Origin of the sequence: Vibrio tritonius (genome assembly GCF_001547935.1) — a bacterium.
GTDB lineage: Bacteria > Pseudomonadota > Gammaproteobacteria > Enterobacterales > Vibrionaceae > Vibrio > Vibrio tritonius.
In genome coordinates this window covers 2,558,267-2,582,589 of record NZ_AP014635.1, presented here as the reverse complement: position 1 = coordinate 2,582,589, position 24,323 = coordinate 2,558,267, and the positions used below count along the sequence as shown (strand labels likewise).

The following is a 24,323-nucleotide window of genomic DNA, read 5'->3' as shown; positions in this document are numbered from 1 at the left end:
CTTGAACTGGTTTGCCGTTATTTCCAGCACGCTTGCGGTGTGGTTAATCCCGTATCGGTTAAAGTCAATTTGGTGTAACCCTGGCCTTGGCACGTATCTTCATCCTGACCGCTGTCTCGTTGCGGCGTTGCTGTAATCACATAGTGATTGGCTATCATGTTGAGTGAGATGCGATAACGATGTGGATCGCTTTGGCAAAAATCGTTGCATACCCCATTGTCACTAATTTCACGTAAAGCTGCGTTTTGTAGCTGATGCTCTTCGATAAAGAGCTGGATACGAGCCATATCGGTGAGTGCTTGTTTTCGATAGCTTTCCTTCACGTATTGGCTATAGCTAGGGTAAGCAATTGAGGCGAGCACACTAATTATGCTGACTACGATCAGTAATTCGAGCAATGTCATACCTGTTATTGAGCGTGATTGTAGGTTACATGGTTTTTTTAGAATCATGTCCAGTCATCCCCTTTATTCCAGCGCACTGTCCATATCGGCGCTGTTAATCTCAGACAACTTTAGATCATTCAGATGAACTGTGTTGGGAGATTTTTGGGAAATGTGTCGCGGCTTTAGTTTATTAGAACTGCTTACCTCATTAGTCATCATTGGTATTTTGCTGGGTATTGGCTTTGGTTATGCGATAACAACACAACGTTCACAGCAGATACAAAGTGCGGGACAAGAATTACAGAGTTTTGTCGAAACGGCCAAATCAATTGCTCACAGTCACCGCTCCTCCATGTGGATTGATATTCAAAGCACAAATGAAGCGGGTGAGTGGTCGTTAGATTTGATAGGGCAGGACGATTCTAGAGTGCTGGTACTTAATGGGCAGCGATTTCCATTGGTGTCGTTGCAAGTCAATTATCGAGATGACCGTATTCTGTTATTGGGAGAGAGAGGCAAAATCAGTAATGGTAGCCTGATCATGACGATCAATACGGATCTTTCCCAAGGGTTAAAACTTATCACCTCTTATGGGGCAGGACGTGTTCGGGTATGCAGCATCAAAGGCGCGGCTTATGGCTACTCCGCTTGCTAGCAAACCAAACGGTTGGAGCACAAGGTTATCAAGAAAAGGGTTTTCGTTACTCGAGATGTTGCTTGTGGTGGTGATTAGTTCTTTGGCGCTGGGTAGCCTCAGTGCTTTTTTGGTTCAGTCTTATCGAGGAATGGAGGCGGTGAATCAGCCGCTGAGGCTCCAAAGTTCGGTTGAAACCGCTTTACAGTCAGTAAGCCAAGATATGCGCAGGGCCGGCTATCATCATTTTTCTGCTCACCCTAGTTACTTTCAGCAAAGTACATTGTCGGTGATTTGGCGTGATGACTTACATCAGTTGGGACTTATTTATCAAGACCCCAATCAGCCCAGATCAAGTGCGTATTTTCATTTGGTGTATACCTTGGAAGGCAATCGTCTTATTGCCTGTGAGAAGCGCTCGAATAAACCTTTGACACTGACCTCGGCTGCCAAATCAACGCGGGATAGTCTTTGCTATTCGGTCTTTGACCCTAACGCGTTAGCGGTAAAGCAATTTTCTGCACATCAAGAAGCGTATGGCTCCGCTGTGTTATGGCGCATCACACTGCAGGTGGCGGATAGTCGTAATGAGCAATTCGTCTATACATTGACTCGAACTGTTGTGGTGAACAACTATGAAACGAAATGAATCGGGGGCAGCGTTGTTATTACTGGTCGTAAGTTTAATTTCGGTGATGCTTATGTTTACTGCCACGGCTTACAAAATGCAGTTTTATCAATTAAAACAGGTGCATCAGTTATCACAAGCTAAATTGCATTACTGGCGTGCCGCTGGGCAGTTGGAGTGTGCATTGGCGTTGGTGCAAGAGAATAGCTTTGTGAGCTCTTTTGAGCTTTGTCGCGTTCGAGATACAGAGAAGGTGAGTGAAGTAAGGTGGGTTGTGAATGGCCAGCAAGGTATTCTCACCAGCCGGTTTGAGTCGGTGACTCTTACTCAAACATTACGTATACAGCGTGGGCAAGCGAGCCTGATTAGTGGCGGTTACTATGAACCATAAGCAGCGCGGTTTGAGTTTAATTGAAGTGTTGGTGAGCATGACTTTGATTTCGGTCACCTTGCTCACCTTAATGAAAGCCCATCTTTATTTGCAGCAGCACAGTCAGTATGCCCGCCAGGCTATTGCGGCGCAGGCTTTGGCGGAGAAAAAATTGCAGCAGTGGCGTTTATGGCAATTACCTGAAGTGAGTGAAGATGTTTGGCTGAGGTGGGGGGATGGAGAGGAGCAAGTGGATGGCTATGTTGTGAGTTGGCAAGTCGAATCTCAGCTCAGTGGGTTAGTGAAAAATGTCGAAATGTCGGTATCTTGGCAAGAGCGCAGTGGCAAAGAGCAGAGCATGACTTTTTTCTCCCAATTTAGTCGAAGAGGGCACACCTCAGATTGAACATGTTTATAATGGAGGCGTGCCTTTTCTATATGGCTTACCAAGCATCTCGACGAAGGTGCTCAGCATGAAACTCTAAGTGTTCTTCTATAAAGGTTTGAATGAAGAAGTAGCTGTGGTCGTAGCCAGGTTGCATTCTGAGAGTGAGAGGAACGTTATTGGCTTTTGCTGCTGCTACCAATGTTTCTGGCTTTAGCTGCTCATGCAAGAAACCGTCGGCATCACCTTGATCAACCAAGATAGGAGTTGTGACCGGGTGTTGGTTAATTAAAGATACCGCGTCATACTGTTGCCAAGTGGTTTTATCTTCCCCTAAATAGTGACGAAATGCTTTTTCACCCCAAGGAACAATGCTTGGATGACAAATAGGGCTAAATGCAGAGATAGAGACATAATCTTCTGGGTTATTGATGCCAATCGTTAATGCTCCATGGCCGCCCATGCTGTGCCCAGAGATCGCTTTATCTGGTGTCACTGGAAAGTAGGTTTCGATTAACTCTGGCAGTTCGTTAACCACATAGGAATACATTTGATAATGCTTTTTCCAAGGTTCTTGGGTGGCATTAAGATAAAAGCCAGCGCCTAAACCAAAGTCATATTTTCCGTCTGGATCATCGGGCACGCCTTCACCGCGAGGGCTGGTGTCTGGCGCAACAATTGCGATACCTAATTCCGCTGCCTTTTTGAACGCTGCTGCTTTTTGCATGAAGTTTTCATCGGTGCAGGTTAGGCCTGATAACCAGTATAAAACGGGAACGGGTGATGTAGGGCCTGCCGTTTCCGGTAGGAAAATCGCAAAACGCATATCGCAATTTAACACGGTAGAGGTGTGCTGATACTGTTTGTGCCAGCCGCCAAAGACTTTGGTTTGACTAAGATTGATCATATCCATTGTTTCTCCTCTGACGGCACTTCTTGCAGTGCCGCCATTGTGTTTTTCGATAGCTTAGTAGTGAACCACAGAGCGAATACTTTCGCCTTTATGCATCAGTTCAAATGCGTCGTTGATTTCATCAAGGCTCATGGTATGAGTGATAAACTCTTGCAGACCGAATTCACCGTTGAGGTACTGTTCTACGATTCCTGGAAGTTGTGAGCGGCCTTTTACGCCACCGAATGCGCTACCACGCCATACACGACCAGTCACCAATTGGAATGGACGAGTTGAGATCTCTTGACCTGCACCCGCAACACCGATGATCACAGATTCGCCCCAACCTTTATGACAGCATTCCAGAGCTTGACGCATCACATTGACGTTACCGATACATTCAAAGGAGAAATCTACGCCACCATCGGTCATCTCAACGATCACTTCTTGGATTGGTTTGTCGAATTTTTGTGGGTTAATTAGGTCGGTTGCGCCCAGCTTCGTCGCAAGTTCAAATTTGCTTTCATTGATATCGATACCAATGATACGACCTGCGCCCGCCATACGCGCACCGATAATTGCGGATAGACCAATGCCACCAAGCCCAAAAATAGCCACCGTATCGCCTTTTTGAACTTTTGCGGTGTTGAGCACTGCGCCCATACCTGTCGTTACGCCACAACCTAATAGGCACACTTCTTCAAGTGGGGCTTCTTTATTCACTTTGGCTAGGGAGATTTCTGGAAGTACGGTGTACTCAGAAAAAGTCGAACAGCCCATGTAGTGGAAGATAGGTTGACCATCTTTGTAGAAACGCGTGGTACCGTCTGGCATTAAACCTTTACCTTGTGTTTCGCGAACCGCTGAACATAGGTTAGTTTTGCCTGATTTACAGAATTTACATTCGCCACATTCTGCGGTGTAAAGTGGGATAACGTGGTCGCCAACTTCAACACTGGTGACGCCTTCGCCAACCATTTCAACAATACCAGCACCTTCGTGACCGAGAATCGCTGGGAAAACGCCTTCTGGATCTTCACCAGAAAGAGTGAAAGCATCGGTGTGACAAACACCACTAGCAACGATTTTAACTAGGACTTCACCTTTGCGTGGCAACATTACGTCGACTTCTTCTACTTTTAAAGGTTCTTTAGGACCCCAAGCAATGGCTGCACGTGATTTGATGAATTTATCTTGTGACATCAGTATTCCCTCATGGCGTTATGTAGTGGGAGAACAGGCAAGTTCTCGCGTTTCAATGAGTATAGTTATTTCAAATTGAATGATAATTAGGTTAAATTAAGAATTACTTTTACGATTTTGTAATAATAAGGGTGTGTGATGGCAAATTGGGATGGGGTGAATGAATTTGTCATGGTCGCTGATACGGGCAGTTTTACCTTGGCGGCACAACGCTTAGCCACATCGGTTGCCAATGTGAGTCGTCGTGTGAATACCCTAGAGCAGCGCTTGGGTGTCAAGTTACTGCAGCGTACCACCCGCAAGGTGTCGTTAAGCGAAGCTGGGCAACTCTATTATCAGCACTGCCGTTCGCTGGTGGAGGGCTTAGCCCAAGCTGAACTTGCAGTTACGCAAATGCAAGCAACACCGAAAGGTAAGCTCAAAGTCACCACTCCAGTGACTTACGGGGAGCGTAAAATCGCACCACTATTGCACGATTTTTTACAGCTCTATCCGGAATTGGAGTTAGAGCTGGTGCTAACCAACCGTAAACTTGATTTGATTGAGCAAGGGGTTGATGTTGCTATTCGATTAGGTCAGTTAGGTGATTCCAGTTTTATCTCACGCAAATTATGTAAGCGACAATTGTACGTTTGTGCAACACCTGAGTATTTGTCTCATTATGGTGTGCCGCATACTTTATCTGAACTCAATCATCACCAATGTTTGGTGGGAACCTATGATCACTGGCGTTTCAAAGTTGACGGCCAAGCAAGAACGTTAAAAGTAAGTGGGCGTATTGCGTGCAATAGTGGTTTTGTATTGTTAGATGCGGCCTTAAAAGGGATGGGGTTGACTCAACTACCGGATTATTACGTGAAAGAACATTTACAAACTGGGCGCTTAGTTGAGGTGTTAACTCATTTAAAAGATGATCGGGAAGGGGTTTGGGCGCTTTATCCGGAAAAACGCTTATTATCACCTAAAGTGCGTTTGATGCTGGATTACCTCGCTGAGCATCTTACCGTATAAGTTGCCACAATCGAGACAATGAATCTCGAAGTCATAGGCGGAGTTGGCTATAATGCCGCGCCAATCAAAGAGAGAGTGTTATGACTGATTACCAAGCCTCATTTACCGCTGAAGACGAAGCATTTATGCGCCATGCGATGGAATTGGCTGCGCATGCTGAAAGTGAAGGCGAAGTGCCCGTGGGCGCGGTGTTAGTGAAAGAGGGGGAAATCATCGCGCAAGGTTGGAATCGTTCTATTGGCAATCATGATGCAACGGCTCATGCAGAGATTCAAGTGCTGCGTGCGGCAGGGGAAGCATTACAAAATTACCGGTTACTCGATACCACCTTATACGTCACTCTTGAACCTTGTCCTATGTGTGCAGGGGCTTTATTGCATAGTCGTGTTAAACGGATTGTGTATGGCGCGCCCGATCTGAAAGCAGGAGCCGCGGGAACTGTACTCAATCTTTTTGATAGTCAGGCGTCATATCACTACGCCACTGTTGAAGCAGGCCTTTTAGAAGCGGAATGTCGAGCACAGTTGCAAGCGTTTTTTCAACGTCGTCGTAAAGAGATTAAAGCGGAACGCCAAGCAAAGAAAAACGCTGAAGGCAATGTAAACGTTATAGCGCAGAGAAGTAACAAATAAGGGAAGTAGCGAATTAGGGAAATGAAGAAGGGAATATAAGCAAACATCTACGTTATGATGTGTGTAGATGTTTGCATTTCTATAAATATCAGCAAATAAACTGAACAAAAGCACGATGGCGAGCAATCACTTTTTTCTTATTGTTCGCTAGCATGCGACGACGTCGGTTAGCTGATATGGCTTTATTGAAGAGTTTTGATTGTCTACGTCTTAACATAAAACAACCTCCTTTATGTAATAACAGATATGACGCGAATCTGTGCAGTTATCATCTTTTACTTAGTCTCTCCTGTGGCGCTTTGTCTTTTCTACGCCATATCGTCTGTTTCAGGTGATGACTATGCCAGATTTATGAGTGATAACGCTAAGGTTTCGTCTGTATGTTTATCGGACTTATTATTCAAAGGACGTATAACAAACAGTAAAACCGTACGGTTTCATACAGTGAGTAACTGAACAGGTTGGTGATTATCTATCGTTGGTACGATAAGCTCGTAAGATGTTCAAAAATAGAAAACAATTTCTTACGAGCTCACCTAAGTTTTATGGGTTTTCCCGATAAAGATCAAGTGATAATTTCGTTACAGTCGGCGTCTTTATTTGGCTTTCTTGCTATTTGTCACATCTTCAGTCGGTTTTGACTTAACTGGAAGATTATTATCACTTAGTACTTGGTCGTCGGCCGACAATGGGGTTGCAACATTGATAACGGTCAAGTCATCTGTACTGTCATCGCCGGTTATTATCTGGCGTCGTTCCATATGACCAATAATGCTTTGATAATAGCGACGGATGTTCTCTACATACATGAGCGCTTCATCTCCGCGTGCGTAACCGTATTGTGTTTGGCGGAAATATTTTTTCTGACGCAATTGTGGTAGTCGATCTTTAACATCACCCCATGAGTTTGGATCGCCACCTTGCAGCTTGGTAAGGCGTCTTGCATCCATCATATGACCATAACCGACGTTGTAGGAGGCGAGGGCAAACCAAATTTTTTCATGTTCTGGTATCGAATCAGGAATACGACTAACCATACGTTGTAAATACGCAACCCCACCTCGAACCGATTGTTCAGGGTTAAGTCGATTCACCACTCCGACACTGCGTGCTGTGGGCAGTGTAAGCATCATCATTCCACGTACCCCAGTTGGCGATTTGGCTCTAGGGTTCCAGTGGGATTCTTGATAGGCAACAGCCGCAATTAAACGCCAGTCAAATTCGCCAGAGTATTTTTGAAATAGGGGTACCCATTTCATTAGACGCGTATCTAGTGCACGAATCAGTGCGCGAGTATCCACGTAATCGAACGTACCGATATGGCCAATGTATTTCTCTTCTAATGAGGCTAAATAACCTGACTGTTTTAAGTCGCCAAAGAATTCGATCATTAAGGCATAAAGACTTTCATCGTCTGAGCGACGCATAAACCAAGAGATAGGTTGGTCTTCTGTCATCTCAACCGCAACGGCTAAATCAGGATAAATACGTTGCGCAAGGGATACTTGTACCGAGTCGGCCATGGTAAACATGAGCTCACCTTCGGAGACTTGTTTTAACAGATCGTTAATGTCCGAATCTTGGTCGATGTGGAACCGAAAATCAGGGTAAGTCTGTTTTAGGTCGTGTAGCGTTGTCTCAAAATGAGAATCTTCCACCACACTTAAAATGGGTTTGTACTCAGTCTCTTTAAAGAGCTGTTCTTGTTTGGCTATTAATTGTTCTATATTGCGCGGATGCCATTGCCCCTGTTTATAAACTAATTGTTGCGATACGTAATAGTACGCAGGACCTGCTCGAAAATCGTTAACACGTTGCTCTGATTGGCTTAGACCTGCGGCAATAATGTCGATCTCGCCATTTTTTAGCGCAGGAAATAAGCTCGATAGGCGGTAAGCAGGTTTTATCTCAAGTTTTACCCCAAGTTCTCGTGCGAACTCACGAGTTAGTTCGTAGTCTAACCCTGCAGGACCATCGGGACCAATATAGTACGAAAGCTGGTTATTTAAGGTGCCAACACGCAATACCCCGCGTTCACGAATTTGCTCTAATTCGCTTTTGGGATCGGAGTCAATTTGGCAGCCAGATAGTAGAATAGCTACAAAAAGGAACAATAGACTACGACTTAAAGTATCGGAAGAAAGCTTTGTCATTAATACAATTTCTCTTACAGCGGTGGTGGCCCTATCATTGATAAAGGCGGTGCTTCTGGCAAAGTTTTGACAAACCAATACGCCATCTGTTTTGGGTAATTATACCTATTAACCATCGTTTTGGGCACTTTCTGTTGCATGAGATGTGTCCATTTTCGCACTTAGGGATTTGTTTTTTAAGTAAGCTAGGGTGTAACGCCCGCGCTAACAAGGATTGTGTAAAAGCAACAAAAGAAAAAAATCTGTGGAGCGTGTATTTATTTGTCATCAAACGCGGTTAATTTCAAAATTCATAAAAAAAATGACGCAAACGGTTGCTTTTGGTGTTACGTCACAAAAAAAAATCCTCTATAATGCGCACGCAATCCAGAGTTGAAATTGGTATAAGTTTAATTATTGAGCAGTAACCAACTGTAATTATTAAGTTTATTCCAATATCTATCTCACACACTAGTTAATAGAGACCTAAGCACATGAGAATTTTGCGTGGTTCCCCAGCTCTTTCTGAGTTTCGTGTCAGCAAACTGATTGAAACTTGTCGTGAACAAAATCTGCCTGTGACCAACATCTATGCCGAGTTTATGCATTTTGCGAACCTTAGCGCAGATCTGGACAGTCAAGAACTCGAAAAACTAGCGAAGTTATTGACTTACGGCCCAACAATTCAAGAGCATGAACCACAAGGTTTACTGCTTCTTGTAACGCCACGCCCTGGTACAATCTCTCCTTGGTCTTCTAAATCTACTGATATTGCTCATAACTGTGGTCTAGCTTCTGTACAGCGTCTAGAACGTGGTACGGCTTACTACATTGAATCAGAGCAACCGCTGACTGATGAACAAGTTCAAGCTGTGAAAGCACTGATCCACGATCGTATGATGGAAGTGGTATTTACTGAACTTGAAGCGGCTGAAGCATTATTTAGCCACGCAGAACCAGCACCATTGACTCCGGTTGATATCTTAAACGGCGGTCGTGTTGCGCTTGAAGAAGCAAACGTTTCCCTCGGTCTGGCTCTTGCTGAAGACGAAATTGACTATTTAGTAGAGAACTTCACTAAACTGGGTCGTAACCCGAACGACATCGAACTGATGATGTTTGCTCAAGCAAACTCAGAGCACTGTCGTCACAAGATCTTCAACGCAGATTGGACTATCGACGGCGTGAAGCAAGAGAAGTCACTGTTCAAAATGATCAAGAACACCATGGAAACTCACCCAGACTACGTGCTATCTGCATACAAAGATAACGCGGCAGTGATGGAAGGTTCTAAAGTGGGTCGTTTCTTCCCGAACCCAGACAGCAACGAATATGGTTACCACCATGAAGATGCGCACATCTTGATGAAAGTGGAAACGCACAACCACCCAACAGCTATCTCTCCATGGCCGGGCGCATCGACTGGTTCAGGCGGCGAAATCCGTGATGAAGGCGCAACGGGTATCGGTGGTAAACCAAAAGCAGGCTTGGTTGGTTTCTCTGTATCGAACTTACGTATTCCAGAATTTGTTCAACCTTGGGAAAGCGATTTCGGTAAACCTGGTCGCATCGTTAATGCGCTAGATATCATGCTAGAAGGCCCTCTTGGCGGCGCGGCATTTAACAACGAATTTGGTCGTCCAAACCTATTGGGTTACTTCCGTACTTACGAAGAAAAAGTAACTTCTCACGCTGGTGAAGAAATTCGTGGTTACCACAAGCCAATCATGATTGCTGGTGGTATGGGTAACATCCGTGATGAACACGTACAGAAAAAAGAGATTCCTGTTGGTGCAAGCCTAATCGTACTTGGCGGCCCTGCAATGAACATCGGTCTTGGCGGTGGCGCTGCGTCTTCAATGGCGTCTGGTCAATCTGCTGAAGATTTGGATTTTGCTTCTGTTCAACGTGAAAACCCAGAAATGGAACGTCGTTGTCAGGAAGTGATCGACCGTTGTTGGCAGCTAGGTGAAGCGAACCCAATCGCGTTTATCCACGATGTGGGCGCGGGCGGTATCTCTAACGCATTACCAGAGCTTGTCGATGATGGCGGCCGTGGTGGTAAATTCCAACTACGTGACGTGCCAAACGATGAACCAGGCATGAGCCCACTAGAAATCTGGTGTAACGAATCTCAAGAACGTTATGTGTTGGCCGTTGCGCCAGAGAACATGGAACGTTTCGACGCGATCTGTAAACGTGAACGTGCACCATACGCAGTGGTTGGTACGGCAACAGAAGAGCGTCATCTAACTCTAGAAGACTCACACTTCGACAATACGCCAATCGACATGCCAATGGACATTCTACTTGGCAAGCCGCCAAAAATGTCTCGTGAAGCCACTACGGCGAAAGTAACTGGCACGGCAGTTGACCGTTCAGGTATCGAAATCAACGAAGCAGTTGATCGCGTACTGCGTCTTCCAGCTGTTGCTGAGAAAACCTTCCTTATCACTATCGGTGATCGCAGCGTAACGGGCTTGGTTGCTCGTGACCAAATGGTCGGTCCTTGGCAGGTGCCAGTGGCGAACTGTGCGGTAACTGCAGCAAGTTACGACACTTACCACGGTGAAGCGATGTCAATGGGTGAGCGCACTCCGGTTGCTCTGCTAGACTTCGGTGCTTCTGCTCGTCTAGCGGTAGCGGAATCGCTAACTAACATGGCAGCAACTGACATTGGCGATCTAAAACGCATCAAACTTTCTGCAAACTGGATGTCTCCAGCAGGTCACCCTGGTGAAGATGCAGGTCTGTACGAAGCGGTTAAAGCAGTAGGTGAAGAGCTATGTCCTGCACTGGGTCTAACGATTCCTGTAGGTAAAGATTCAATGTCGATGAAGACCAAGTGGGAAGAGAACGGCGAACAGAAAGAAGTGACTTCCCCGCTATCTCTTGTGATTACAGCGTTTGCTCGCGTTGAAGACGTGCGTAAGACTGTGACACCACAACTTCGCACTGACAAAGGTGAGACCAGCCTAATCGCTATCGACCTAGGTAACGGCAAAAACCGTCTAGGTGCAACGGCTCTTGCTCAAGTTTATAAACAACTTGGTGACAAACCAGCAGACGTAGACAGCGCAGAACAGCTTAAAGGCTTCTTCAACGCTATCCAAACCTTGGTTCGTAACGACAAACTGATCGCTTACCACGATAAAGGCGACGGTGGCTTGTTTGTAACGCTAGCGGAAATGGCATTCGCAGGTCACTGTGGTATCCAAGCGGATATTTCGAAACTAGGTGATGATGCACTGGCTGCGCTATTCAACGAAGAGTTGGGTGCGGTTGTTCAAGTGGCGAACACTGAACTTGATGGTGTATTGGCAACTCTAGCGCAATTTGGTCTAGAAGCGTGTTCACACGTGATTGGTCAAGTAGAAGCGACGGACGCATTCGTTATCAAATCTGGTAACGACGTTGTGATTGACCGTTCACGTACTGAACTACGTACTATTTGGGCAGAAACAACACACAAAATGCAAGCACTACGCGATAACCCAGCGTGTGCTGACCAAGAGTTCGCAGCGAAGAAAGACAACACAGACCCAGGTCTGAACGTGTCGCTAAGCTTTGACGTAAACGAAGATGTGGCTGCACCTTACATTGCGACTGGCGCGAAACCTCGCATGGCTATCTTGCGTGAGCAAGGCGTGAACTCTCACGTTGAAATGGCAGCGGCATTTGACCGTGCTGGCTTCGATGCAGTTGACGTTCACATGAGCGACATCCTAACTGGTAAAGCAGTGCTTGATGAGTACAACGGCCTTGTAGCTTGTGGCGGCTTCTCTTACGGTGACGTGCTAGGTGCTGGTGAAGGTTGGGCTAAGTCTGTTCTGTTTAACGCACAAGCGCGTGAACAGTTCCAAAACTTCTTCCACCGTGAAGATACTTTCTCTCTAGGTGTATGTAACGGCTGTCAAATGCTGTCTAACCTGAAAGATCTTATCCCAGGTGCTGACCTATGGCCTCGTTTCGTGCGTAACGAATCAGAACGTTTTGAAGCTCGTTTCGCTCTCGTTGAAGTACAGAAATCAGATTCTGTCTTCTTCGATGGCATGGCTGGCTCTCGTATGCCTATCGCCGTTTCTCACGGAGAAGGTCGTGTGGAAGTGCGTGATGATGCACACCTAACAGCGATTGAACAATCAGGCACAGTAGCGGTTCGTTACGTGGATAACTTCGGTAACGTAACGCAACAATATCCAAACAACCCGAACGGTTCACCAAACGCAATCACAGGTCTAACGACTCAAGATGGCCGTGTAACCATCATGATGCCGCACCCAGAACGTGTATTCCGTACTGTTGCGAACTCATGGCACCCAGATAACTGGGGTGAAAACGGTGCTTGGATGCGTATGTTCCAAAACGCACGTAAGAATCTGGGTTAATCACCTAGTTGGTCAACTCGTCAGTTCAAGTAATTGATTGATATTAAAGGCTCTGCTTCGGCAGGGCCTTTTTATTTGGTTGCTGATCGAGGGCTGTAGATGAGCAATCTAAGCACTACATCGAAGCACATTAGAAAATGATATGAATTTTAAGCAATAACGTTAGAGGAATATCGCATATATAGAATCAAAATAATTAATTCTTTTAAATCAGTTATTTACTTAATGGTTGTTGCCGAACTCATTGATTGAGATAGAGTTTTTTGAGCAAGGTCAAAGTAATCCGTCATTGCTGTGCAAGAATGACTCGATTGTAAATTTGTGTGTCAAGCTGCATAGAAAATCAAGTCAGGTTTCTCACTGTGCAGTAATTGATGGGAAATACCGAGAAAAATAACGCAAAAAGTGGGATAACCCCAAACTTCTACAAAGAGGATTCTTGCTCGAGCGATAATAATATCAGTCCCCAAATAGGAACGGACTGCGGGTGTATTTCCCTATGTCAGTCTATTTAGAGGATTGCTATGGTCTTAATTACCCTTAATGGAAAACCGTTCCAAGTTGAAGCTAATCAAAGTTTACTCAGTGCCGCCCAGCAGTGTGGTGTGATTATTCCGTGCCTGTGTGGGTCAGATGGTGTGAGTGGGTATTGCGGTTTGTGTGATGTCGACATTGATGGTGTTGGTTTAACGAGTGCCAGTGATTGCCAGCCGCGTGAAGGCATGGTAATCACAACCAACAGCAGCAAAATTGAACAACGTCGTAAACACATTCTCGAAACGCTGTTAGAAAACCCTAACATCACCTGCAGTTTGCCACCGTGTCAGGTTGCTTGTCCGGCCAAGGTTGATGTGCAGCTCTATCTCTCTCTTATTGCAAAAAATGAGTTTCAGCAGGCGGTGAAGGTGATTAAAAATACCTTACCGATGCCGCTCTCTATTGGTCGTGTTTGCCCAGCTTTTTGTGAGCATAAATGTTTGCGCAATAATGTGGATGAGCCGCTGGCTATTCGCCAGCTAAAGCGTTATGCCGCCGATTATGATATCGCTGCATATCGCTCGTTCCAGCCTGAGCGTAAAGCTGAGAAAGGCAAAAAAGTAGCGATTGTCGGTGCTGGCCCTGGCGGGTTAAGTTGCGGTTATTTTCTCGGTCGCGAAGGCTATGATGTGGATATCTTTGAAGCTATGCCGCAAGCGGGTGGGTGGCTGCGCTACGGTATTCCGGAATTTCGTTTGCCAAAAGCCATTTTGGATCAAGAAATCGATTTGCTCTGCCAGCATGGTGTGACACTGCATACCCATCATGTGCTCGGTGACGATTTTACCTTGTCTTCACTAAGCCACGATTATGATGCGGTTTGTTTAGCGGTTGGTGCTTCTCAAGCCAGTGCTATGGATTACAAAGGCAGCGATTTAGATGGCTGTTTCCTTGGTGTGGATTTTCTAAAAGACAATGTATTAGAACGCAAGTTAGATATCGGTAAGAAAGTCGCGGTGATCGGGGGCGGTAATACAGCGATTGACTGCGCTCGCTCAGCACTACGTCGTGGTGCCGAAGTGACCTTGATTTATCGCCGTACTCGCGATGCAATGCCTGCCGAACCATACGAAGTCGATGAAGCGGAACATGAGGGTATTGAGTTCCGTTTTCTGACCAATCCGATTGAAAACGTGGCTGATGATCAGGGACGTGTAAAACATGTTGTCCTAGAAAAAATGGAATTAGGTGCACCTGATGCCAGTGGCCGACGTTCACCTAAACCGACGGGCGAAACGGAAATTGTCGCATTTGATACGGTTATTGCTGCGGTATCACAGCAGACCGATACCCGTTTTCTCGAAGGGGAGAGCATTCATCTCAACATGAGTCGGCGTAATACGATCAATGTCGATGAAAAGAGTATGTTCTCTGGGGTAGAAAATATATTCGCGATTGGTGATTTTCGTCGTGGCCCAGCCACAGCGATTGAGGCGATTGCGGATGCTCGTGCGGCTGCTCAGGGAATTGATGAGTATCTTGGTGGCGATATGGAGCCGCTTTATACTCGCTCTTTCCGTTCAAAAAATGTACCACGGACTGAAAATTTGGTACGTAAAGATCACGTAGAGCGGCTAAAACAGAGCTTAAAAAATATGGCTCGTGGCAGTAGCGCGCCGATCAAAGAGATCAACTACCAGTTGGCGATGCAGGGAATTTTCCGAGCACAGATGCCAGAGATCGAAATGGATCAACGACTCACGACATTTGATGAGGTGGAAACGGGATTTACCGCAGAGCAAGTTCATAATGAGGCGAAACGTTGCTTGAGTTGTGGCTGCCATGAAGGTAATCAATGTAAGTTACGCCGTTACGCAACGGATTATGATGTTCATCTTAACTAGACATATTTTGTCGTTGCAAGCACCTGTTAAGCAAAAAGCGCCAGTTGGCGCTTTTACTGTTTTTGTTTAGCGGAACTGGCCCGTCTCTGGCATAAAATCAAAGCCGGCAGCAGCCAGTTTGGTTTCAAGCTTGCTACGATCAATGTCGTAATAACGAGCGAGTTTGTCTAGGTCACCCGCGAAATCATCACGCAGTTTGGTGTTGATTAGGCTGAAAAGCAAAATGGGATCCATCGATTCAAAATTAGCGAGATTCATTACTCATCCTCAAAGTCAGAAATCAACAAGTTGGCTGCAGCAAAGGCCGCTTTCTCTCTTGTCTCTTTATCCAGTTCAGTGTTGGCTGCAATCTCGTTAAGAGCTCGCAGAGTGCAGTCTATAGCTTTGGGCACATAGGCTTGATCACCACTACCAATTTGAGCGTAAAGAGACCGAACTAAATCGCAACAGTCATAAACTTGCATGGTTTTATCCTATAAATGATAACTGCTCTCAACTATACACAAGCTCAGACTGAAGGCAAGACGGCCTTTTTTGAGTTGTAGCAAATCTCAATATCGATTGGCTAATTATTGTTCTTAACCTGTTCTTTCAGTGATGCAACTAATTCAGGGTCTAGCTTCAACTGTTTGGCTAATTCTTCTAAGTAGGCTTTTTCCATAAAGTTTTGCTCATCAATGACGACGAGCGAAGCGAGATAAATTTCTGCTGCCTGAGCCGGCGACTGTGCTAGAGAGGCAATTTCACTTGGGTCGCTAGGTTTTGCCAGTTCTTGTTCAACTAATGTCTGAACGGAACTGTCCGCACCGAGAGCTTGCATCGCTTCTTCAATTTGCGCCATTTCAGTTTGATCAACATGACCATCCGCTTTCGCTGCTGCAATGATTGCTTTAAGGATTAACAGTTCATGACGAGGGTTGGTTTCGTCGAACTCGATTGCTGGTGCTGGTTGTGTCTGCTTTTTCTGATGGTCGTTATAGAGTTTATAAGCCAATGCACCTAATGCTGTTACGCCACCGACTTTAAGTACAGTGCCACCCCATTTTTTGCTTTTTTTTGAGCCCATTAACAGGCCAATTAGACCGCCCCCAGCAGCACCTAAGCCGAGTGTTTTTAATTGATTACTATCGGTATTTTGACTGATTTGGCTGACCTTTTGTCGACCTTGCTGTACGAGGTCTGAGTTTAACGCTTGGTTTAATAGCTGTTTTAAATCCATATTGTTACTACCTTTCCACGTGATTAGAGTATTTATTGACCAGTCTAAGTGGATGAAGATGAACTGAAGATTAATCTAGGGAGAGGAAATGATTGCAAGATGTAACAAAAAAGGCCGGGATGACCCGACCTTTTGGAAAAGCGAATGAAGCGATTAAGCCAATTGCGCTTTAATGTGTTCGATGATTGAGTCCATCGCGACGGCTTTTTTCTCACCAGTGCGACGATGTTTGTACTCAAAGTTACCTTCATCCATGCTGCGATCGCCGATGATGATAGTATGAGGAACACCAATCAGTTCCATATCTGAGAACATGACCCCTGGACGCTCTTTACGGTCATCAAACAGCACGTCTACACCAAGGTCTTTAAGCTCTTGATACAGCTTTTCTGCAGCTTCTTTAACGCGTTCAGATTTGTGCATGTTCATTGGAACGATAGCGACTTGGAAAGGCGCAATCGCATCTGGCCAAATAATGCCATATTTATCGTTGTTTTGTTCGATAGCTGAAGCAACCACGCGTGAAACACCGATACCGTAACAACCCATTTCTAGAATGGTATTTTTACCGTCAGCACCCAATACGCCACAGTTCATTTTCTCAGAGTAGGTCGTACCTAATTGGAAAATGTGACCTACTTCGATACCACGTTTAAGCATCAATGTACCTTTACCGCATGGGCTTGGGTCACCTTCAACTACGTTACGAAGGTCAGCAACTTTACCGAGTTCAACGTCACGACCCCAGTTGATACCGAAGTAGTGTTTACCGTCGATGTTTGCACCAGCACCAAAATCACTCATTACAGCGACAGAACGGTCAACAATTACAGGGAGAGTCAAACCAACTGGACCGAGTGAACCAGGACCTGCACCGATAAGAGCGCGGATTTCTGCTTCTTCAGCCATTTCTAATGGCGCAGCGACTTCGTCTAAGTGCTCTGCTTTCACTTCGTTTAGTTCGTGGTCGCCACGAATCAATAGCGCTACAATTGGCGCGTCAATCGCATCAGATGCTTTAACAAACAGAGTCTTAACTGTTTTTTCGATTGGTAGACCGTGTTGCTCAACCAATTCAGCGATAGTTTTCGCGTTTGGTGTTTCAACTAGCGTCATTTCTTGCGTTGGCGCTGCACGTTCAGTTGTTGGTGCAACGGCTTCTGCCTTTTCCAAGTTTGCTGCGTAGTCAGATTCAGTAGAGAAAGCAATGACGTCTTCGCCACTTTCTGCTAGCACATGGAATTCTTGTGAACCGTTACCACCGATTGCGCCACTGTCTGCAAGTACTGGACGGTAATCAAGCCCCATACGGTTAAATGCATTGCAGTACGCTGCGTGCATTGCGTCGTAAGATTTTTGTAGGCCTTCTTTATCCAAATCGAAGCTGTATGCATCCATCATGCAAAATTCGCGAGCACGCATTACACCGAAACGTGGGCGGCGTTCATCACGGAATTTAGTTTGGATTTGGTACAAGTTGATTGGAAGTTGTTTGTAAGAGCTTACTTCGTTACGCACAAGGTGAGTAATCACTTCTTCTGCGGTTGGGCTCAATACGAACGGACGTGTATGACGGTCAGTAAAGCGTAGTAGCTCTGGCCCCATTTTTTCTGAACGTCCAGTCTCTTCCCATAGTTCAAACGGCTGCACAACGGGCATTAAGGTTTCAATTGCCCCTGCATTGTCGATTTCTTCACGAACAATAGTTTCGACTTTACGCAGTACGCGCAGACCAGTAGGTAGCCAGGTGTATAGGCCTGAAGCTAACTTACGGATCATACCTGCACGCAACATGAGTTTGTGGCTCACGATTTCTGCGTCGTTTGGAGTCTCCTTCAGAGTAGAAAGAAGATATTTACTGGTACGCATTTATGGTATCCGTTCATCAAAGTTTAAGGGGATTCGCCGTGTTCAGTGCGACGAGCCATTCATTGTTAGCCGCTAATAATATCAGTCAAATGCCTTTGTCAAAAGAGGTCTATCGCAGTAACTGTCACTAACTTGTTCTCAACCATGAATTTGACGTTCAAATCGTACAAATTTACTGCATATTCTTTGCTGTCTGGTTTGTTTTTCTTATACGCGGGACGAGGGTCTTGGGCTAGGACTTGCTCAATCACGGTTTGCTCTGTCGCGCCGTTAAGACGGGATGCCAAAGTTTTGAGTGCAGAATCACTGAATTTAACCTGACAGGTTTCAGGTTCCTCAGAGGCATAGCCCCCATTCGCATCGGGAATCGCATCGGAGTAGGGAACGTAGGGTTTTATATCAATTATTGGAGTGTTATTGACCAAGTCCACACTACCAACTTCTAAATAGTACTGATCATTCTCTTTCACTACGCCTTTTAGTTCAACCGCAGACATACCTATGCCATTGGGCCTAAATGTCGCACGTGAGGCAAAAACACCGATACGTTCATTTCCCCCTAAACGAGGTGGGCGAACCGTCGGCTTCCAGCCAGCGTCTAAGTTTTGATCAAACAAAAATAGCAGCCATAAGTGACTGAATTGCTCGATGCCTCGAATGGCTTCAGCACAATTCAACTCGCCTAATAATTTGATTCGGCCGGTTGCAGAAGGTACCAGTCGAGGTTGGCGGGGAACGGCAAACTTTTCTTGATAAGGGCTTTCAATGAAAGCAACAGGTTCAATGGTGTACATATTGGCTAAGTGTGTAAAAAGGACCAGCGCAAAAAATATCACAGTTTTATGGATAAATCGCTTGCAATCCTAGTTGATAATGATTTCTAATTAGCATGTTATAACATAACAATTTAAAGAAAAGAGGAACACATGAAAGAAGGTATCCATCCCGAATATCGCAAAGTGGTTTTCCACGATACGAGTATCGACCATTACTTTGTGGTGGGGTCGACGGTTCAAACAAAACAAACGATTGAGTTTGAGGGAAAAACATACCCATACGTAACGATTGAGGTCTCTTCAGAATCTCACCCGTTCTATACCGGTAAACAACGTGTAGCGACTCAACAAGGGCGTATTGCACGATTTAAAGACCGCTTTGGTATGTTTAAATAACGCCAATCATCTAACTAATTGAAATATTGATATTTTATTCGGAGTTACTATGAAAGTGTTAAGTTCGCTAAAAAGCGCCAAGAGTCGTCACCCAGATTGCCAAATCGTAAAGCGTCGTGGACGTTTGTACGTGATTTGCAAAACCAACCCTCGTTTTAAAGCGGTTCAGCGCTAATCTCTAACCAAGTTAATGTAAGCCCTTGGAAGAACTTCTTCAAAAGTGAGAGAGTCTGCCCTCTATTATCGAGGGCTTATACCTGAGTAACCTCAAGATGCTGTTTCTGCATATTGAGATCATTTGGGTATAGACTCATTTCATTGCTTGGGCAATAAGTCTGTCTAAATGGCTTGCGAATTCACGACGTTCCGTTTGTGATAGTGCCGCTGGACCACCGGTTTGAATGCCGCTAGAGCGCATGGTATCCATAAAATCGCGAATATTAAGACGAGCTCCAATGTTCTCTTTAGTAAACAGCTCCCCCCGAGGACTGAGCGCATGAGCACCTTTGGCTATCACATCTGCTGCTAATGGAATATCGGAGGTAATCACTAAATCGCCAGCTTCAACTCGAACGACTATTTCATTATCGGCTACATCAAATCCACTCATGACCTGCAGGGTGCGGATGTTGGCGCGCTTTGGTACTGGCACGAGATGATTGGCAACAAAAGTGCATTCAAAATTGGTACGCTCGGCAGCGCGTACTAGTGTTTCGCGAATCACTTTTGGACACGCATCGGCATCAACCCAAATTTTCATTCCGCTTTTCCTGCTAGTTTTGCTTCTAACGTCATCACTCGATTGATGAGTTCTGTTACTTGAGATTCCAACGTTGCAATTCGTTGTTCATTCGATTGCTCTTGTTGTGGTTCTGCTACTTCAATTTTGGGTACTTTGGCTTGATTCTTCCAACTGCGCATTGCAGTGATGAGCGCAGGCATAGGAACTGGGGTGCTAAGACGAGATTTGACTAGGGCAATACTCGGCTCTTTCCCTTCAGCGACTAAACTGGCAAAAATAGCCTTGAGTTCTTCCGATACGTCTTTTGTGAGCATGAGGCTTCCTTATCTAAAACGGCGTTGGCTATTATACTGAAAACCAGTAAAGATGCAGTGTTTGGCTGTGTACCTCGACTAATTTGAGAGCAAAGTGGTGTTGTGTCACAAACAGTAATATGCAATTGAGTAGCAAAAGTGGATATTGCTTGTGAGATATCTCTTACATATTACGTAGGATAAAGGCGTTTTATTCTATTGTTGTTATCTTAGTACGTGACTAAGTTATTGTTTTTATTGGTTTTGTTGTGTTTGGGTGATAGGCGTGTAGAATTTTCTGCTGAGAGTGCATTGTTTATCTACCATAAAGGGGTAGATTGAAGGGGTCGGATGGAAACTGACACGGATAAATCGCCACGGAATTGGGCGTCTTCAGGATGAAGAGTCGGTATGAGGATATACCGCAACATGGATGGTTTGGATTCAGTTTGGATACTGCAGTTTATACGGATTTATAAGCTGGCATGGATTGCGAAGGATCAACCAAGGGACGGGGGAAACCATCAGGATGATGGAATGGACACCGCTCAAGGAACAAGTGATGAGCGCGATGTAGGATTGTACATCGCATCAAGGACAGTTCGGACACCGCTAGGATGGCGATGCGAGGATGAGGCAAAAGGATGATGCCACTATTATGGATGATGCATGGAGCACGAATAGTAGCCGGATTGCTGCGAGTAAGAATGAAGCCCCGATACGTTGGTATCGGGGCTTTTCTTAATTCTGCATCTTGAAGTTACTTGGGTATAATTTGATCTAGATACCTTCATTGCTCCGTTAGAAGGCACAAAATACGTATCCATTTTTCCACAAGTGTTTCTTTTCTATCAGGGAAAGGAACGTGTGTTATTTGAGTTTGTATCTCACAAGGATTGTCCGTTGACCATAGTGACACGTAGGACGTTGTTGATTCCTTACACAGAAGCATTAGAGTCTGAATTTCTGATGCTTAATTGCTGTGTTAAAAACCGCGCGCAAATGAATGGACCTAAAACCGTGGCTTCTGCCCGTAAATTGTTTCAGCGAGTGATTGGGGATCCTGAATATCATGCGATGGCAGTGTTAGATAACTACAATCGCGAATATATGGGGCATGTGTATGTCGAAACTGACATACGTGAGCAAGCCGAATTAGCTTATATTTTTGATAAAGCCTATTGGGGAAAAGGGTTGGCAACTGAGGCGTTAAAAGCTTATTTTCCTCATGTGTGCCAACAGCTGAATCTTACTCATGTGAGCGCCACTGCGAACATCGGCCACGATGCGAGCATTGCTATTTTACGCAAACTTGGGTTTACCATGGTTGGTGTCGATGAAGACGATTTTGGTCAATTTTACCGTTTTGAATGGCACCAAGTGACTAAAGCTGAGGTAAGTGGTGTGGTGGTAGGTGAAACTTACCCGCTTTAAACCCGTACATAGTGAGCTGACCTTGGTAGCAGTCGTCGCCAAGAGAAGAAAATTCAAACCAATACACAGTATGCCAACGCCACGTCCCTTGTGGCGTTTTTAGATGGTGCCTGCCAAATGCTACGCTAACCAACTGGAGCTGAAGTTGATTACATTGGCGCTGAATCACCATTTTTGCGATCTCAGATTGGCGACGTTGTTGCCAAAAAGCAAAGCAGACCAAACACACCAGCAATAGATTAAGCAGATGCTCCATTTATTTATCCTTTAGTTTTGCGCTGTAATTCCATCAATGCTTGAGTCAGCTCTGGTGATGGACTGGAGTGAAGGAGCGGCAAAATAACCATGCGTAGCGGTGGAAGCATCACTAAGTCGGCAAAGAGGTGATTGAATAAGTCTTGATTTCCTGTTTGTGCTAAGCGAAGTAAAAAGCGTTGTGCACGTCCTGTTTCTGCAAGTACGCGCCAAGATCGCCCCGCAATCCCAATAAGTATTTCCTGATGGCTTAATATCGGTGTCGCCAACAAGGCGTCGACCAACTGTTCAAGTTGCTGATTTGGCGCACCGGCTAAAGCGCGAACTAAGGCAGACAGTAAAAACAGATCAGGTTGATCTGATGCGATCTGATCTTGTGCGAGTTCAGTTAAACGATCTGAGAGTTTTTCAGGTAAATCAATATGTTCTAAAGCACCCAACAGTGCATAAAGTGGTTGGTTTGGTAAGTGGCGCAGTGCCTTTCGTAATACCACGCCATTATTTTCTTGGCCAATACGAGCACACATATCGGTGATGCCCTGCAAACCGACCGTTTGCCATTTTTCCCAACCTAAGCCGCCGGTAAAGTAGAACTGAGCGTGTTCGTAGTATTGACTGCACGACAAGCCTAAGTGAGCGCGAATCAAGCTATGAAACATCGCCATTTTGTCTTCATTAGGTTTGAAGGTAAATGGATTATTACTGAGTTTTTGTTGTTGCTCTTCATCTAACTCGTTAGTCAGACGTGAACCCATCGCTTCAATCACATACTGAATAAACTGGCTAATATGTGCTTGTTGTAATAGACCCCGTTCATCTAATTCGAATTTAAGAAACCAAATCCATGGTTGATGGCTATCATTCCAGTAGGCAACGGCTAATTGAGCCGTACGTTGAACGGGAAATGGATAGGGTTGGTATCCTTGTTCAACTTGGGCAAATTGCTCGTTATCAAGACATTGAATACGTCGACCAAGGTCGAATACTTTGTAATGGTTACCACTGGTTTTTAACAGTTGGCTCAGAGTTTGAAGGTTTTCCATGGACATTTACGGCTCAAGTTTGCTTTGCTGGGCCCATGTTAACCTATACTCACGCGCGATCAAACAGATCTCCAACCATTGCATTTTTGCTATAACTGCATACCATGCCTTGCTTTGAGGTAAATCCCTTACTCAACTAATGATAACCATGATGATGGAATAGCCGATGACAACGCCTTTGACTGAATTAGAACACGCTTTAAATGAGCTTGAATATGAGCTTCAGCGCGCTGGCGTGTGGCAAGCTTTTGCTCCTTCTGCGCAAGCGTTGGAGAGTCGTGAACCTTTTGCCCTAGATACCCTAGAGCCTCACGAATGGCTGCAGTGGATTTTTATCCCTAAAATGAGTGAACTGCTGGCAAGAGAACAGGTGCCAAATGGGTTTTCATTAACGCCTTATTTTGAGCAAGCTTGGATCGAGCAGCCTGAGTTTCTGGCGGTGATTAGAGTTATTCGTAGTATCGATGAGGCAAGTCACCTATGCTAGAGATCGTTTATCAAGATGAGCATTTTGTTGCGATTAACAAACCTGCAGGCATGTTGGTACACCGTTCATGGTTGGACAAGCACGAAACCGTTTTTGCAATGCAAACATTGCGTGACCAACTAGGTCGTCATGTGTTTCCGTTGCATCGGCTTGATCGTCCTACCTCTGGTGTGCTTATTTTTGGTTTGTCTAGCGATGTCGCGCGTGATGTGATGCCGTTATTTGCTTCCCATGAAATGGAAAAAACCTATCACGCCATCGTGCGCGGTTGGGTAGCGGAAGAGGGCACCCTTGATTATCCCCTCAAAGAAGAACTGGATAAGATCGCCGACAAAAAAGCCAATCAAGATAAAGAAGCGCAAGAGGCCATTACTGAATATCGACCATTGAGTGTGGTAGAGGTCCCACACTCTACTGGACGTTTCCCGACGACGCGTTACGGCATGGTGGAATTGAAACCCAAGACGGGTCGCAAACATCAACTGCGTCGCCATATGGCACATTTAAGGCACCCGATCGTAGGGGATACTTGCCATGGAGAAGGGCGCCATAACCGTTTATATCGGGAGCAGTATGACTCTCACCGCTTGTTGCTACATTGCAGTGAAATGCGTTTTGTTCATCCATATACTCAAGCGGACACCGTGATTCGAGCTGGGTTTGATGAAACGTGGCTGAGGTTGTTTACCGAGTTTGAATGGGTTAACCCACATTTATAGAGAACGCTGTGATTTTGGTGCTCACCGTTATTTTCGAGGTCTAGATTG

General features: G+C 45.3%; 26 protein-coding genes and 1 pseudogene. 13 read left to right on the top strand and 14 right to left on the bottom strand.

The genetic code is table 11. The annotated features are described in order from the left end of the window. Window positions 1–17 precede the first annotated feature (17 nt). A complete protein-coding gene (locus JCM16456_RS11455; RefSeq protein ID WP_068714442.1) occupies window positions 18–452 on the bottom strand; it encodes a type IV pilin protein in 435 nt (144 codons plus the stop codon). 82 nt (window positions 453–534) lie between these two features. On the opposite strand from JCM16456_RS11455, the gene JCM16456_RS11450 reads away from it, so the two are divergent. From JCM16456_RS11450 to JCM16456_RS11435, 4 genes are read left to right on the top strand one after another with little or no spacing between them, the layout of a single operon-like run. After that, on the top strand, window positions 535–1,041 hold the full coding sequence (locus JCM16456_RS11450; protein WP_156430513.1) for a pilus assembly FimT family protein: 507 nt from the start codon (window positions 535–537) through the stop codon (window positions 1,039–1,041). Further along, window positions 1,022–1,669 (top strand): PulJ/GspJ family protein, encoded by a 648-nt coding sequence (locus JCM16456_RS11445; RefSeq protein ID WP_068714438.1) that lies wholly within the window; start codon window positions 1,022–1,024, stop codon window positions 1,667–1,669. Before JCM16456_RS11450 ends, JCM16456_RS11445 begins: the two co-directional genes overlap by 20 nt. Continuing rightward, window positions 1,656–2,039: a hypothetical protein gene (locus JCM16456_RS11440; RefSeq protein WP_068714433.1), complete on the top strand. Its 384-nt coding sequence runs from the start codon at window positions 1,656–1,658 to the stop codon at window positions 2,037–2,039. Before JCM16456_RS11445 ends, JCM16456_RS11440 begins: the two co-directional genes overlap by 14 nt. Further along, window positions 2,029–2,424, top strand: a complete 396-nt coding sequence (locus JCM16456_RS11435) for a type IV pilus modification PilV family protein (RefSeq protein ID WP_068714431.1) — start codon at window positions 2,029–2,031, stop codon at window positions 2,422–2,424. The genes JCM16456_RS11440 and JCM16456_RS11435 overlap by 11 nt, the downstream gene beginning before the upstream one ends. Before the next feature lie 37 nt (window positions 2,425–2,461). On the opposite strand, the gene fghA is transcribed toward JCM16456_RS11435, so the two are convergent. Both fghA and JCM16456_RS11425 read right to left on the bottom strand, forming a co-directional pair. Further along, the gene (gene fghA, locus JCM16456_RS11430) at window positions 2,462–3,316 is read right to left on the bottom strand and encodes an S-formylglutathione hydrolase (RefSeq protein ID WP_068714428.1); all 855 of its coding nucleotides are present in this window, start codon (window positions 3,314–3,316) and stop codon (window positions 2,462–2,464) included. Window positions 3,317–3,370: 54 nt separating this feature from the next. Continuing rightward, window positions 3,371–4,498 carry an S-(hydroxymethyl)glutathione dehydrogenase/class III alcohol dehydrogenase gene (locus tag JCM16456_RS11425; RefSeq protein WP_068714426.1) on the bottom strand — a complete coding sequence of 376 codons (1,128 nt, stop codon included), beginning with the start codon at window positions 4,496–4,498 and terminating at the stop codon, window positions 3,371–3,373. Window positions 4,499–4,636: 138 nt separating this feature from the next. Here JCM16456_RS11425 and JCM16456_RS11420 point away from each other — a divergent pair, with 138 nt between their 5' ends. Further along, entirely contained in the window at window positions 4,637–5,509 is an 873-nt protein-coding gene (locus tag JCM16456_RS11420; RefSeq protein WP_068714424.1) for a LysR family transcriptional regulator, read from the top strand. Between the two features lie 80 nt (window positions 5,510–5,589). Beyond that, a complete protein-coding gene (tadA, locus tag JCM16456_RS11415; RefSeq protein WP_068714422.1) occupies window positions 5,590–6,141 on the top strand; it encodes a tRNA adenosine(34) deaminase TadA in 552 nt (183 codons plus the stop codon). An 88-nt stretch (window positions 6,142–6,229) separates the two neighbouring features. Here tadA and JCM16456_RS24330 read toward each other — a convergent pair whose 3' ends face one another. Next, on the bottom strand, window positions 6,230–6,358 hold the full coding sequence (locus tag JCM16456_RS24330) for a hypothetical protein (protein ID WP_263646973.1): 129 nt from the start codon (window positions 6,356–6,358) through the stop codon (window positions 6,230–6,232). Between the two features lie 483 nt (window positions 6,359–6,841). After that, window positions 6,842–8,294, bottom strand: a pseudogene (mltF, locus tag JCM16456_RS11410) (membrane-bound lytic murein transglycosylase MltF); the annotation flags it as partial. Between the two features lie 473 nt (window positions 8,295–8,767). On the opposite strand from mltF, the gene purL reads away from it, so the two are divergent. Continuing rightward, window positions 8,768–12,661, top strand: coding sequence for a phosphoribosylformylglycinamidine synthase (gene purL, locus JCM16456_RS11405; protein ID WP_068714417.1), 3,894 nt, complete (start codon window positions 8,768–8,770; stop codon window positions 12,659–12,661). A 524-nt stretch (window positions 12,662–13,185) separates the two neighbouring features. After that, entirely contained in the window at window positions 13,186–15,042 is a 1,857-nt protein-coding gene (locus tag JCM16456_RS11400; RefSeq protein WP_068714415.1) for an FAD-dependent oxidoreductase, read from the top strand. A gap of 66 nt (window positions 15,043–15,108) precedes the next feature. On the opposite strand, the gene JCM16456_RS11395 is transcribed toward JCM16456_RS11400, so the two are convergent. The 5 genes from JCM16456_RS11395 to tsaA form a co-directional block, all read right to left on the bottom strand. Continuing rightward, the gene (locus JCM16456_RS11395; RefSeq protein ID WP_068714410.1) at window positions 15,109–15,300 is read right to left on the bottom strand and encodes a DUF4250 domain-containing protein; all 192 of its coding nucleotides are present in this window, start codon (window positions 15,298–15,300) and stop codon (window positions 15,109–15,111) included. After that, a complete protein-coding gene (locus JCM16456_RS11390; RefSeq protein ID WP_068714408.1) occupies window positions 15,300–15,506 on the bottom strand; it encodes a YaeP family protein in 207 nt (68 codons plus the stop codon). Before JCM16456_RS11390 ends, JCM16456_RS11395 begins: the two co-directional genes overlap by 1 nt. 101 nt (window positions 15,507–15,607) lie before the next feature. Further along, window positions 15,608–16,261: a tellurite resistance TerB family protein gene (locus tag JCM16456_RS11385; RefSeq protein WP_068714407.1), complete on the bottom strand. Its 654-nt coding sequence runs from the start codon at window positions 16,259–16,261 to the stop codon at window positions 15,608–15,610. A gap of 153 nt (window positions 16,262–16,414) precedes the next feature. Continuing rightward, window positions 16,415–18,130, bottom strand: coding sequence for a proline--tRNA ligase (locus tag JCM16456_RS11380; protein ID WP_068714405.1), 1,716 nt, complete (start codon window positions 18,128–18,130; stop codon window positions 16,415–16,417). 98 nt (window positions 18,131–18,228) lie between these two features. Then, on the bottom strand, window positions 18,229–18,924 hold the full coding sequence (gene tsaA / locus JCM16456_RS11375; RefSeq protein WP_068716056.1) for a tRNA (N6-threonylcarbamoyladenosine(37)-N6)-methyltransferase TrmO: 696 nt from the start codon (window positions 18,922–18,924) through the stop codon (window positions 18,229–18,231). Between the two features lie 132 nt (window positions 18,925–19,056). Between tsaA and JCM16456_RS11370 the strand changes: the two genes are divergently transcribed. Further along, window positions 19,057–19,302, top strand: coding sequence for a type B 50S ribosomal protein L31 (locus JCM16456_RS11370; RefSeq protein ID WP_068714403.1), 246 nt, complete (start codon window positions 19,057–19,059; stop codon window positions 19,300–19,302). 49 nt (window positions 19,303–19,351) lie between these two features. Then, window positions 19,352–19,477 carry a type B 50S ribosomal protein L36 gene (gene ykgO / locus JCM16456_RS11365; protein ID WP_010319082.1) on the top strand — a complete coding sequence of 42 codons (126 nt, stop codon included), beginning with the start codon at window positions 19,352–19,354 and terminating at the stop codon, window positions 19,475–19,477. A 135-nt stretch (window positions 19,478–19,612) separates the two neighbouring features. Here the strand turns inward: ykgO and JCM16456_RS11360 are convergent, their stop codons facing one another. Both JCM16456_RS11360 and JCM16456_RS11355 read right to left on the bottom strand, forming a co-directional pair. Continuing rightward, window positions 19,613–20,062, bottom strand: coding sequence for a YaiI/YqxD family protein (locus JCM16456_RS11360; RefSeq protein WP_068714401.1), 450 nt, complete (start codon window positions 20,060–20,062; stop codon window positions 19,613–19,615). Beyond that, on the bottom strand, window positions 20,059–20,358 hold the full coding sequence (locus tag JCM16456_RS11355) for a hypothetical protein (RefSeq protein WP_068714399.1): 300 nt from the start codon (window positions 20,356–20,358) through the stop codon (window positions 20,059–20,061). Before JCM16456_RS11355 ends, JCM16456_RS11360 begins: the two co-directional genes overlap by 4 nt. Window positions 20,359–21,240: 882 nt before the next feature. Between JCM16456_RS11355 and JCM16456_RS11345 the strand changes: the two genes are divergently transcribed. Continuing rightward, a complete protein-coding gene (locus JCM16456_RS11345; RefSeq protein ID WP_068714389.1) occupies window positions 21,241–21,771 on the top strand; it encodes a GNAT family N-acetyltransferase in 531 nt (176 codons plus the stop codon). Here the strand turns inward: JCM16456_RS11345 and JCM16456_RS11340 are convergent. Further along, window positions 21,722–22,027 (bottom strand): DUF3301 domain-containing protein, encoded by a 306-nt coding sequence (locus JCM16456_RS11340; protein WP_068714387.1) that lies wholly within the window; start codon window positions 22,025–22,027, stop codon window positions 21,722–21,724. The two genes, JCM16456_RS11345 and JCM16456_RS11340, sit on opposite strands and share 50 nt — an antisense overlap. Window positions 22,028–22,031: 4 nt before the next feature. After that, on the bottom strand, window positions 22,032–23,069 hold the full coding sequence (locus JCM16456_RS11335; protein ID WP_068716055.1) for a DUF3549 family protein: 1,038 nt from the start codon (window positions 23,067–23,069) through the stop codon (window positions 22,032–22,034). A gap of 166 nt (window positions 23,070–23,235) precedes the next feature. On the opposite strand from JCM16456_RS11335, the gene JCM16456_RS11330 reads away from it, so the two are divergent. Next, the gene (locus JCM16456_RS11330) at window positions 23,236–23,556 is read left to right on the top strand and encodes a YqcC family protein (protein WP_068714386.1); all 321 of its coding nucleotides are present in this window, start codon (window positions 23,236–23,238) and stop codon (window positions 23,554–23,556) included. Continuing rightward, entirely contained in the window at window positions 23,550–24,275 is a 726-nt protein-coding gene (gene truC, locus JCM16456_RS11325; protein ID WP_068714385.1) for a tRNA pseudouridine(65) synthase TruC, read from the top strand. The genes JCM16456_RS11330 and truC overlap by 7 nt, the downstream gene beginning before the upstream one ends. Window positions 24,276–24,323: the final 48 nt, after the last annotated feature.

Excerpts from the sequence above, each read along its gene's own strand:
- JCM16456_RS11455 (WP_068714442.1), bottom strand. The coding sequence starts at position 452 with ATGATTCTAAAAAAACCATGTAACCTACAATCACGCTCAATAACAGGT.
- JCM16456_RS11445 (WP_068714438.1), top strand. The coding sequence starts at position 1,022 with ATGGCTACTCCGCTTGCTAGCAAACCAAACGGTTGGAGCACAAGGTTA.
- JCM16456_RS11440 (WP_068714433.1), top strand. The coding sequence starts at position 1,656 with ATGAAACGAAATGAATCGGGGGCAGCGTTGTTATTACTGGTCGTAAGT.
- JCM16456_RS11435 (WP_068714431.1), top strand. The coding sequence starts at position 2,029 with ATGAACCATAAGCAGCGCGGTTTGAGTTTAATTGAAGTGTTGGTGAGC.
- fghA (WP_068714428.1), bottom strand. The coding sequence starts at position 3,316 with ATGGATATGATCAATCTTAGTCAAACCAAAGTCTTTGGCGGCTGGCAC.
- JCM16456_RS11425 (WP_068714426.1), bottom strand. The coding sequence starts at position 4,498 with ATGTCACAAGATAAATTCATCAAATCACGTGCAGCCATTGCTTGGGGT.
- JCM16456_RS11420 (WP_068714424.1), top strand. The coding sequence starts at position 4,637 with ATGGCAAATTGGGATGGGGTGAATGAATTTGTCATGGTCGCTGATACG.
- tadA (WP_068714422.1), top strand. The coding sequence starts at position 5,590 with ATGACTGATTACCAAGCCTCATTTACCGCTGAAGACGAAGCATTTATG.
- JCM16456_RS24330 (WP_263646973.1), bottom strand. The coding sequence starts at position 6,358 with ATGTTAAGACGTAGACAATCAAAACTCTTCAATAAAGCCATATCAGCT.
- purL (WP_068714417.1), top strand. The coding sequence starts at position 8,768 with ATGAGAATTTTGCGTGGTTCCCCAGCTCTTTCTGAGTTTCGTGTCAGC.
- JCM16456_RS11400 (WP_068714415.1), top strand. The coding sequence starts at position 13,186 with ATGGTCTTAATTACCCTTAATGGAAAACCGTTCCAAGTTGAAGCTAAT.
- JCM16456_RS11395 (WP_068714410.1), bottom strand. The coding sequence starts at position 15,300 with ATGAATCTCGCTAATTTTGAATCGATGGATCCCATTTTGCTTTTCAGC.
- JCM16456_RS11390 (WP_068714408.1), bottom strand. The coding sequence starts at position 15,506 with ATGCAAGTTTATGACTGTTGCGATTTAGTTCGGTCTCTTTACGCTCAA.
- JCM16456_RS11385 (WP_068714407.1), bottom strand. The coding sequence starts at position 16,261 with ATGGATTTAAAACAGCTATTAAACCAAGCGTTAAACTCAGACCTCGTA.
- JCM16456_RS11380 (WP_068714405.1), bottom strand. The coding sequence starts at position 18,130 with ATGCGTACCAGTAAATATCTTCTTTCTACTCTGAAGGAGACTCCAAAC.
- tsaA (WP_068716056.1), bottom strand. The coding sequence starts at position 18,924 with ATGTACACCATTGAACCTGTTGCTTTCATTGAAAGCCCTTATCAAGAA.
- JCM16456_RS11370 (WP_068714403.1), top strand. The coding sequence starts at position 19,057 with ATGAAAGAAGGTATCCATCCCGAATATCGCAAAGTGGTTTTCCACGAT.
- ykgO (WP_010319082.1), top strand. The coding sequence starts at position 19,352 with ATGAAAGTGTTAAGTTCGCTAAAAAGCGCCAAGAGTCGTCACCCAGAT.
- JCM16456_RS11360 (WP_068714401.1), bottom strand. The coding sequence starts at position 20,062 with ATGAAAATTTGGGTTGATGCCGATGCGTGTCCAAAAGTGATTCGCGAA.
- JCM16456_RS11355 (WP_068714399.1), bottom strand. The coding sequence starts at position 20,358 with ATGCTCACAAAAGACGTATCGGAAGAACTCAAGGCTATTTTTGCCAGT.
- JCM16456_RS11340 (WP_068714387.1), bottom strand. The coding sequence starts at position 22,027 with ATGGAGCATCTGCTTAATCTATTGCTGGTGTGTTTGGTCTGCTTTGCT.
- JCM16456_RS11335 (WP_068716055.1), bottom strand. The coding sequence starts at position 23,069 with ATGGAAAACCTTCAAACTCTGAGCCAACTGTTAAAAACCAGTGGTAAC.
- JCM16456_RS11330 (WP_068714386.1), top strand. The coding sequence starts at position 23,236 with ATGACAACGCCTTTGACTGAATTAGAACACGCTTTAAATGAGCTTGAA.
- truC (WP_068714385.1), top strand. The coding sequence starts at position 23,550 with ATGCTAGAGATCGTTTATCAAGATGAGCATTTTGTTGCGATTAACAAA.